Origin of the sequence: Nocardioides sp., assembly GCF_031422975.1 — a bacterium.
GTDB lineage: Bacteria > Actinomycetota > Actinomycetes > Propionibacteriales > Nocardioidaceae > Nocardioides.
The window spans coordinates 1-9,044 of record NZ_JANPEO010000131.1; the positions used below are offsets into that span (position 1 = coordinate 1).

12 protein-coding genes are annotated in these 9,044 nt (G+C 70.1%); 10 read left to right on the top strand and 2 right to left on the bottom strand.

Annotation, left to right across the window (positions count from 1 at the left end; translation table 11 throughout):
- The 7 genes from folE to RMO85_RS04245 form a co-directional block, all read left to right on the top strand.
- Positions 1-328, top strand: a 328-nt coding sequence (folE, locus tag RMO85_RS04215; RefSeq protein ID WP_310526667.1) for a GTP cyclohydrolase I, incomplete at its 5' end; no start/stop codon positions are given.
- Positions 325-1,182: a dihydropteroate synthase gene (folP, locus tag RMO85_RS04220; RefSeq protein WP_310526669.1), complete on the top strand. Its 858-nt coding sequence runs from the start codon at positions 325-327 to the stop codon at positions 1,180-1,182. The genes folE and folP, both read left to right, overlap by 4 nt.
- Positions 1,179-1,541 carry a dihydroneopterin aldolase gene (gene folB / locus RMO85_RS04225; protein ID WP_310526670.1) on the top strand — a complete coding sequence of 121 codons (363 nt, stop codon included), beginning with the start codon at positions 1,179-1,181 and terminating at the stop codon, positions 1,539-1,541. Before folP ends, folB begins: the two co-directional genes overlap by 4 nt.
- A gap of 16 nt (positions 1,542-1,557) precedes the next feature.
- A complete protein-coding gene (gene folK / locus RMO85_RS04230; RefSeq protein ID WP_310526672.1) occupies positions 1,558-2,130 on the top strand; it encodes a 2-amino-4-hydroxy-6-hydroxymethyldihydropteridine diphosphokinase in 573 nt (190 codons plus the stop codon).
- Positions 2,127-2,606, top strand: coding sequence for a DUF3180 domain-containing protein (locus tag RMO85_RS04235; RefSeq protein WP_310526673.1), 480 nt, complete (start codon positions 2,127-2,129; stop codon positions 2,604-2,606). Before folK ends, RMO85_RS04235 begins: the two co-directional genes overlap by 4 nt.
- A gap of 9 nt (positions 2,607-2,615) precedes the next feature.
- Positions 2,616-3,254 carry a hypothetical protein gene (locus RMO85_RS04240; RefSeq protein WP_310526674.1) on the top strand — a complete coding sequence of 213 codons (639 nt, stop codon included), beginning with the start codon at positions 2,616-2,618 and terminating at the stop codon, positions 3,252-3,254.
- A 123-nt stretch (positions 3,255-3,377) separates the two neighbouring features.
- Positions 3,378-4,439, top strand: a complete 1,062-nt coding sequence (locus tag RMO85_RS04245; protein WP_310526675.1) for a GNAT family N-acetyltransferase — start codon at positions 3,378-3,380, stop codon at positions 4,437-4,439.
- Positions 4,440-4,446: 7 nt separating this feature from the next.
- Here the strand turns inward: RMO85_RS04245 and RMO85_RS04250 are convergent, their stop codons facing one another.
- Positions 4,447-5,082: a phosphotransferase gene (locus tag RMO85_RS04250; RefSeq protein ID WP_310526676.1), complete on the bottom strand. Its 636-nt coding sequence runs from the start codon at positions 5,080-5,082 to the stop codon at positions 4,447-4,449.
- Positions 5,083-5,426: 344 nt separating this feature from the next.
- Complete coding sequence (locus tag RMO85_RS04255; RefSeq protein ID WP_397203072.1) at positions 5,427-6,428, bottom strand: ABC transporter ATP-binding protein; 1,002 nt, start codon at positions 6,426-6,428, stop codon at positions 5,427-5,429.
- A 3-nt stretch (positions 6,429-6,431) separates the two neighbouring features.
- On the opposite strand from RMO85_RS04255, the gene RMO85_RS04260 reads away from it, so the two are divergent.
- From RMO85_RS04260 to RMO85_RS04270, 3 genes are read left to right on the top strand one after another with little or no spacing between them, the layout of a single operon-like run.
- Positions 6,432-7,154: an ABC transporter permease gene (locus tag RMO85_RS04260; RefSeq protein WP_310526677.1), complete on the top strand. Its 723-nt coding sequence runs from the start codon at positions 6,432-6,434 to the stop codon at positions 7,152-7,154.
- Positions 7,151-7,915: an ABC transporter permease gene (locus RMO85_RS04265; RefSeq protein WP_310526678.1), complete on the top strand. Its 765-nt coding sequence runs from the start codon at positions 7,151-7,153 to the stop codon at positions 7,913-7,915. The genes RMO85_RS04260 and RMO85_RS04265 overlap by 4 nt, the downstream gene beginning before the upstream one ends.
- 52 nt (positions 7,916-7,967) lie before the next feature.
- A complete protein-coding gene (locus RMO85_RS04270) occupies positions 7,968-8,921 on the top strand; it encodes a glycine betaine ABC transporter substrate-binding protein (RefSeq protein ID WP_310526679.1) in 954 nt (317 codons plus the stop codon).
- Positions 8,922-9,044: the final 123 nt, after the last annotated feature.

The window sequence follows — 9,044 nt, forward strand, 5'->3', positions numbered from 1 at the left end:
ACCGTTCACCGGCGTGGCCCACGTCGGCTACATCCCGGACGCGACGGGCAAGATCACCGGCCTGTCCAAGCTCGCGCGCCTCGTCGACGTCTATGCCAAGCGGCCGCAGGTGCAGGAGCGCCTCACCACCCAGGTGGCCGACGCCCTGATGGAGATCCTCGATGCGCGCGGCGTGATCGTGGTGATCGAGGCCGAGCACCTCTGCATGACCATGCGCGGCGTCCGCAAGGCAGGGGCGCGCACGATCACCAGCGCCGTGCGCGGCACCATGCTCAGCGACAAGGCCACCCGCGCCGAAGCCATGGCGCTGATCAACTCACGACGATGACCCGCCCCCGCGTGATGGGGATCGTCAACGTCACGCCCGACTCCTTCTCCGACGGCGGCCTGTACGCCGACACCTCGCGTGCCGTCGAGCACGGCCGCCAGCTGCTCGCGGACGGGGCCGACCTGCTCGACATCGGCGGCGAGTCCACCCGACCGGGTGCGACCCGTCCGGTGGTCGGCGAGGAGCTCGACCGCGTCATCCCGGTCATCACGCAGCTGGCCGCCGAGGGTGCCCGGATCTCCGTGGACACGATGCGAGCCCCGGTGGCCGAGGCCGCGCTCGCGGCCGGTGCCCAGGTCGTGAACGACGTGTCCGGAGGACTGGCCGATCCGGAGATCCTCGAGGTCGTCGCGCACAGCGATGCGGCGTACGTCGCGATGCACTGGCGCGCGCATGCCACCGACATGCAGGACTTCACCGGCTACGGCCCCGGCGGCGTGGTCGAGGGCGTACGCCGCGAGCTCGGCGAGCGCCTCGCCGCGATCGTCGCCGCCGGGATCGATCCGGAGCGCGTGCTGCTCGACCCGGGCCTGGGATTCGCCAAGACGGCCGAGCACAACTGGGAGCTGCTGCGCGGCCTGGCGGCGCTCGAGTCGCTCGGACGGCCGCTGCTGATCGGCGCGAGCCGCAAGTCGTTCCTGGGCGCCCTGCTGGCCCTCGACGGTGTGCCACGGCCCGTGGGGGAGCGGGAGTTCGCCCACGCGGCGCTCGTCGTGCTCCTGGCGCAGCGCTCGGTGTCCTGCCTGCGAGTGCACGACGTTCGCGCCACGTGCGATGCGCTGGCGGTCGTCGAGGCCTTGGCAGCGGGCGGTGTCGCCTCCGCCGGTGGCGTCGGGCAGGGTGACGTCTCGTGACCGATGAACTGACCATCACCGGAGTCGAGTGCTTCGCCCACCACGGTGTCTTCGGCTTCGAACGGACCGACGGCCAGACATTCGTCATCGATCTGACCCTCGGGCTCGACACCGCGCCGGCGGCGGCCTCCGACGACTTGCAGGACACCGTCGACTACGGGAGTCTCGTGGCGCGGGTCAAGGCCGCTGTCGAGTCCGATCCGGTGGATCTGATCGAGACGGTGGCCCAGCGCATCTCGGACGTGTGCCTTGCGGACGGTCGTGTTGAATGGGCCCGCGTGACGATCCACAAACCCGATGCACCGATCGAGGCGCCGTTCGCCGACGTCGCGCTCACGATCACCAGACACACCCCCTAGACAACGAGGGCCACCAATGACTGAGTCCCCCAACCCCAACATCGTGGATGCCGACTCCCTCACCGGGGAGATGCACCCGATCCGCCGGGTGGTGGTCGCTCTCGGGTCCAATCTCGGAGAGCGTTTCGCTGCCCTGCAGGGTGCCGTCGACGCCCTTGCCGACACCCCCGACTTCTTCGTCACCGGCGTCTCGCCCGTTTACGAGACCGAGCCCGTGGACGCGCCCACCCCGGATTCGCCGAAGTTCCTCAACGCCATCCTGCTGGCCGACACGACGCTGCCGGCCGCTCGCCTGATGGAGCGCGCCCTGGCGGTCGAGGACGCCTTCGATCGCGAACGCAGCGAGGTGCGCAACTCCCCGCGCACGCTCGACGTCGACCTGATCGTGGTCGGAGACCGCCGTGCCGACGACGACTTCCTGCGTCTGCCACACCCGCGTGCGCACGAGCGGGCCTTCGTGCTGCAGCCCTGGCACGACCTCGAGCCCGACGCACTGTTCCCCGACCGTGGTGCGATCGCCGACCTGCTCGCCGACATCGACGCCTCCGGCCTGACCAAGCGCGACGATCTGGTGCTCGAGGTCCAGTGACGCAGGACCCGGTCCCGCCGGAGGGTCACCTTCGCCCCACCACGGGCGCGTCGCTGGCCATCGTGGCGGTGTCCGGCCTGGTCCTCGGCTGGCTGCTGAGACCCGTCATGGTCCGGCTCACCGGCACGGCGCCGTACGTCACCTGGGCCCAGGCGCTGGCGCTCGTCTTCGTCGCCGCGGTGCTGGCCTACGTCGCCTGGCACACCTGGCAGACGATCCAGGTGCAGCGTCGGCGACTGCCGGGCAACCGCGCCGTCAACCGGCTGGTGCTTGCCCGGGCCTGCGCCCTCGTGGGGGCGCTGGCGGCCGGTGGCTATGCGGGATATGCCGTCACCTGGCTGGGCGACCCCTCGGAGCTCGCCGACGAACGCCTGCTCCGGTGTGGCGTGGCCGCGGTCGGGGGGCTGCTCATGATGATCGCCTCACTCGTGCTCGAGCGCGCGTGTCGCGTCCCTTCGGAGGACCCGGGGCCCTAGCCTGACCCCATGTCTTCCCTCCAGCCCCAGCAGTCCCAGTCGTCGCGTACGACTGCGCGCCGTCGCCAGCGCAGCACTCGACTGAGTGTCGCGGTCGCGCTGTTGGCGCTCTCCGCCGTGCTGGTGGTGGGTGCCGTCGTGTCCGGCTCCACCCTGCTGATCACGGCCGCGGCCGTCATCAGCGTCGTCCTCGGCGCCGCCGCCACGAAGATCACGCACTCCGAGCTGGCCGACGCGCGCGTCGAGGCGGCCCGCGACCGGGCCGAGCAGGCGCGTGGCTATGCCGCGCTCACCGAGCGCCGTACGGCCGAGAACATGAACTTCGCGCTCGACATGCGCCGCAAGATCCTCGCCCGCGAAGAGGTCATCGCCAGCCTCGAGGTTGCCCTCAGCGGCGCCCAGCGCCAGGTGGCCGACCAGACGCTCAAGGTCAACGTCGAGGCCCGCCGCGCCGACCTGGCCGAGCGGACCCAACGTGAGGACGCCGACTCGATCCACGACCTCGAGCGCTCCCTGGTCGGCTCCGAGGAGCGCGCCGCCGAGGCGATCCTGCTGGTGGCCGAGCTCGAGGCGGAGCTCGATGTGCTCAAGGCCGAGCTGCTTTCCTGGCAGGCCGCGGCCTCGAGCAAGCGCGCCAACTGGGCCTGACCCGCTGTTGCCCGATATCCATGGGCGCGATGGCTCCGGATCGGCCTGATCTCGAGCCATCGCGCCCATGGATATCCCGGCACGCGGGTCGTGCCGGGGAGCACTAGGGCACAATCATTCGATGTGATCCCTGAGGACAATCGGTTCGAGAGTGACCCCGCCGAAGCGCTCCCCGAGGATCCCGGGCTCCCACGGGGCTGGGAGGTCGGCACGGTTGATGGTGACGACCCGGCGCAGGTCGAGCGGCTGACCGAGCTGCTCCGCGCCCACGAGCGCGCGGGCCGCGGCTGGGCGAGCGGTTCCGAGGACGACGTGCTGGTCGAGGTGCACGGCCTCGAGATGCGCGAGAACATCGTCGTTCGCGACGACGCCGGCGTCATCCGGGCCTGGGGCAGCGTGCACGACCGCGCCGTGGGCCGGATGCTCTACGTCCACATCGTCGACCGGGCGCTGGCGGACACGATCGCCGGGGAGTGCTCCGACGTCCTCTTCGAGTGGGCCCATGCCCAGGCGCGGCAGGTCGGCGCCGAGCGCGGGCTGGCCGTCCAGCAGATCGACACGGGCGCCTTCCAGGACGACGAGCGCCAGCACGCGTGGCTGGCGGCCGCGGAGTTCGCCAAGGTCCGCACCTGGTGGCAGATGAGCCGGTCGGTCATCGCCGAGGAGGTCGAGCTCGTCCCCGATCCAGATGCGTGGGCCAGGGACGGCGTGCAGTTCAGGCTCGTACGCCGCGAGGCCGGCGGGATGCCGGACGAGGTCGACCTCCGGGCGGTGCACGACGTGCTCGAGGGTGCCTTCACCGATCACTTCAACTCGGCCGAGGAGACCTTCCACGAGTTCCTCCACCGGCTGCGCGAGGACCCCGGCCACCGCTGGGACCACTGGTGGCTGGCCGAGGTCGACGGCGAGGCAGCCGGCGCCCTCGTCGGCACCGTGAGCGAGTCGACCAAGGGGCCCGACGGCTCCTACGTCTCCTACCTGGGCGTGCTGGAGACGGCGCGCGGGCGCGGTGTCGCCAAGGGCCTGCTCAACACGATCATCGCCGACGCCGCCGCGCGCGGGCGTGATCGCGTGGGCCTCGAGGTCGACGCCGACTCCCCGACCGGCGCCGACGGGTTGTACGTCGCCATGGGCTGGGGCACGAAGTACACCACCGAGTCGTGGCACAAGGACGTCCTCGTCTGAGCGGCCGTCAGACTCCGATGGCTGCGGTGGCAAGGTCGTACCGACGCGCTTCGTCTTCCAAGTCGACGTCACCCCGTCCGCATGCGACAGCTTCGTTCGTCGTCATCATGCGGAAGAGCAAGGCGCGGGCCACTGCGGCGACAGACACTCCCGTCTGATCCAGCAGGGACGCTTGTGCGCCGTGCCAGCAAAGTGCGTCGGCCACGACGACGCCCTCGGCGTACTCCGGCGGGCGCCAATAGGGCGAGATGTCGATGACGGCGGGCGGCAGCTGGTGGCTGAACAGGACGTTGCCCGTCAGATCTGCGTGCACGACCTGCGGCGGCCCAAGCGGCGCAAGGGCCCGTAGCAATCGTCGATTGAGATGCTCGAACCTGGGATGGACCTGGACGACGTGCTCGCCCCACGCGACTCTGTCGGCCACCGCCCACCAGTCATCGCGGTCATCCAGGCAGCCGGGTCGGTCCAGGTGCGCCATCGCTCGGTGGAATGCCCGGCCGGCTTCGAGGATGTCGAGCCAGGTCGACGCCAACGCGCGGTCGGGCTCGGTTCCTTCGACCCACCGGGCAGCCGACCAGCCGTCCCAGGACCAGGTGCCGTGGAGTGTTTGGACAGGGGTCGCGAGGCTGAAGCCGTCCGACACGACGTCGGCCAGAATCGGAGCCAGCCACTCGTGAACCGGGCCGCTACCCGGCTTGAAGACCAGTCCTTCTGCGGCCCATGAGCTGCCCTGGCCACCGGCCAGAGGTCGGGGCCGCTCCTCGACACCGAACGCACGCAAGACGCTCGCGGGCGGCTGATCACGGGACACAGGTGCACGGTAGAGCAACGTTGAGACCCAGGTCGGTTGGCAGGTGGTTACCAGACGCCCTGATCTGACGGCTCTCCGGCCGTTGGTAGGTAACGAGCTACCTACCAACCCGGCGAAGGCCCCGATATCAGGTGATTTGGTGACCACCTACATACCGCCGACCGATCAGCGCAGCGTCAGCGCAGTGACTCGCGCAGCGCCTGGTGCACACCGTTGGGCGTGAGCACGCCGACGAACTGGGCGCCGCGCTTGACCCCGATCATCGCCTTGTCGTCGCGCAGCAGCGCGGCGAGGGCCTCCTCCAGCGAGGAGTCGATGTCGATGGCCGCCCCGAGCTGACCGCCGCTGATGCCGTCGAGCGGCTCCAGGTGCTCTTCGCGCAACGGCGTGACCGTGAGCCGGCGCAGGCCGCGGGTCGAGCCGACGAAGTCGGCCACGAAGTCGTCGGCCGGACGGGCGAGCAGCTCCATCGGCGTGGCGTACTGCGCGAGCCGACCACCGACGGCGAAGACCGCCACCCGGTCGCCCATCCGCACGGCCTCGTCGATGTCGTGGGTGACGAGCACGACGGTCTTGTTGAGGTCGCGCTGCAGCCGCAGGAACTCGTCCTGCAGTCGGGCGCGCACCACCGGGTCGACGGCGCCGAAGGGCTCGTCCATGAGCAGGACGGGCGGGTCGGCCGCGAGCGCGCGGGCGACGCCGACGCGCTGGCGCTGGCCGCCGGACAACTGGTGGGGGTAGCGAGCGGCGTACGACGTCTCGAGACCGACCGTCTCCATGAGCTCCAGGGCTCTCGCCTTCGCGGTGCTCCTGCTCTCGCCGTACAGCAGCGGCACGGTCATCACGTTGGCGAGGATCGTCTGGTGCGGGAACAGCCCGATCTGCTGGATGACGTAGCCGATGCCGCGTTGCAGCTGCACCGGATCGACCTCGGTGACGTCGGTGCCGTCGAGGATGATCCTCCCGGTCGTGGGCTCGATCAGCCGGTTGATCATCTTCAGTGTCGTGGACTTGCCACAGCCCGACGGACCGACCAGACAGACCATCTCGCCGCGACGTACGTCGAGATCGAGCTCGTGCACCGCGACCGTGCCGTCGGGGTAGGTCTTGCCCACGCCCTCGAGCCGGATCATCGGCTGGGACGAGGCGGTGGCGGCCCCAGATGCCGTAGCGTCCATGCGGTGACCCTACTCGCGGAGGCCGGCGCTCACGTGTTCACGAGTGGCGCCGGACCGTCGTGTTACAGCCGTCTGACGAACGAGTGGATCTGCGGGCAATATCTCACCGACCGCAGGCAGGAAGTCCTCGACGCGACGATCCAGCACATCTGGATCACCGTCGTCGCCGTGCTCGTCGGCCTTGTCATCGCCTTCCCGTTGGCGCTGCTCGCCCGGAGGCTGCCACGGCTCGAGTCGCTGATCCTCGGCATCACCACCGGCATCTACACCATTCCGTCGCTGGCGCTCTTCCCGCTGATGGTGCCCTTCACCGGCCTCACCTCGACCACGGTCGTGCTGGGTCTCGCGCTGTACGCCCTCACGATCTTGGTGCGCAGCCTGCTCGAGGGGTTCCGCTCCGTGCCGGACGAGGTCCGCGAGTCAGCCACCGGCCTGGGCTACAGCCCAGGGAAACTGCTCTTCCGCATCGAACTGCCGCTCGCGTTGCCGGTCGTGATGGCCGGGCTCAGGGTCGCCACCGTGTCGACGGTCGCGCTGACCACGGTGGGGTCCCTGGTGTCGTACGGCGGCCTCGGCAACCTCATCAAGGACGGCGTCAGCACCAACTTCCGCGCCGAACTGCTCACCGCGTCGGTCATCTGCGTGCTGCTCGCGGTCCTGCTCGACGTCGTGCTCGTGGGTGCGCAACGGGTCCTGACCCCCTGGACGAGGGGAGTCAGCTCGTGAACGTGCTGTCCGAGGCCTTCGGCTACCTGCGGCAGGGCGACAACTGGACCGGCGCCGGTGGCATGGCCAACCTGCTGAGCCAACAGCTCCTGCTGACGTTCACGGCCCTCGCGATGGCACTGGTCGTGGGCCTGCCGGTCGCGCTGTGGCTCGGTCACCTGGGGCGGGGTGGCTTCCTCGCCATCAACGTCTCCAATGTCGGCAGAGCGGTGCCGACGTTCGCCCTGCTGGCCCTGCTGGTGGTCGCGGAGTGGCCGGGCACCCAGTCGTTCGGCCCCTATGGCCGCGCCGGCCTGGCGACGCTGCTCGCGCTCACGCTCTTCGCGCTGCCACCGATCATCACCAACGCGTACGTCGCCGTGCGAGAGGTGCCTGCGGACGTGCGCGAGTCGGCACGCGGCATGGGCATGACCGGTCCGCAGCAGTTCTTCCGCGTGGAGCTGCCGCTGGCGATGCCTCTGGTGATGTCGGGTGTCCGCCTGGCACTGGTGCAGGTGTGGGCCACGGCCACCATCGCCGCGCTGGTGGCCGGACCGGGCCTGGGGCGCGTCATCACCGACGGCTTCTTCCGGTCCAACTACGGCAAGGGCATCGCCGGTGCCATCGTGGTCGCTGTGGTCGCCCTGGTCCTCGAGCTGCTCGCCGCGCTGGCCCAACGGCTCGTGGAACCCACAGGGCGGGCCGGTTCGTCACCGAATCGTGAGGTGGGAATGTCGGTGGGTACCCCTACGGTTGACGAGACAGCCGACGCCGTCGGCTGACTGCAGCATCCGGACACGCGTGGCAACTGCCGCGGGACACAGAAGGAATCCCATGCTCCTACGACGCACTCTTGCCGCGGTCCTCACCGCCGGCACCCTCTTCCTCGCCTCTGCCTGCGCGGGGGACAACCTCGCCTCCGACGACGCCGCCGACCCGACCGAGTCCTCGGCCGCCGCCGACAAGGGGTCCGTCACGGTCGCCGGCCAGAACTTCCCGGAGGCCACGCTCGTCGCCTCGATGTACCAGCAGCTCCTCGAGAACGGCGGCTACACCGTCGAGACCAAGCTGGTCGACTCCCGCGATGCCTACATGCCGACGTTCCCCGACAGCGTCGACATCGTGCCCGAATACGTGGGCGGCATCGTCAACTTCCTCAACAGCCAGGAGAACGGCGGCGACGCCTCGCCCTTCGAGGCCGGTGACGGTGAGGCGCTCGCGGCCGACGGTGCCGACCTGCTCGATGCCGCGGGCATCACGCTGCTCGACGTCTCGCCGGCGACCGACACCAACGCCTTCTTCGTGACGAAGGAGTACAGCGAGGCCGAGGGCGTCACGGCCCTCTCCGACCTCGAGGGCAAGTCGGTCACCCTGGCCGCCGCTCCCGACTGCGAGGGCCGCCTCGACTGCGAGGGTGGGCTGTCCGACGAGTACGGCATCGACATCACTCAGGTGCTGCCGCTCGGCTACGCCAGTGACCAGACCTACCAGTCGGTGATCAGCGGCGAGGCGGAGCTCGGCGAGACCAGCACCACCGACGGAACGCTCGACTCCCAGGGCCTGGTGGTCCTCGAGGACGATCTGCAGATCCAGCCCGCGCAAAACCTCGTCCCGGCCGTCGGCACCGACTTCCTGGCCGAGCACGCCGACATCGCCGACATCCTCAACCCGTTGATGGCGGCGCTGACCACGGAGAAGCTGACCGAGCTCAACGGCCGGATCGCCGTCGACCGCGAGAAGCCCGAGGACGTGGCGACCGACTTCCTCACCGAGGCCGGCCTGCTCTGAGCTACCCGCGTTCGTGGACCCCGATAGCCAACGCGGCCGGGTGCACGTCGCTAAGTGCGAGCACCGAGTCCCGGTCCTCGAAGCGCCGGCCCGCCCCCGCGCCCCCCCGCGGCGGCCGGGCGG

Coding starts and splice junctions, on each gene's coding strand:
- folP (WP_310526669.1), top strand. CDS start 325: ATGACCCGCCCCCGCGTGATGGGGATCGTCAACGTCACGCCCGACTCC.
- folK (WP_310526672.1), top strand. CDS start 1,558: ATGACTGAGTCCCCCAACCCCAACATCGTGGATGCCGACTCCCTCACC.
- RMO85_RS04240 (WP_310526674.1), top strand. CDS start 2,616: ATGTCTTCCCTCCAGCCCCAGCAGTCCCAGTCGTCGCGTACGACTGCG.
- RMO85_RS04255 (WP_397203072.1), bottom strand. CDS start 6,428: ATGGACGCTACGGCATCTGGGGCCGCCACCGCCTCGTCCCAGCCGATG.
- RMO85_RS04270 (WP_310526679.1), top strand. CDS start 7,968: ATGCTCCTACGACGCACTCTTGCCGCGGTCCTCACCGCCGGCACCCTC.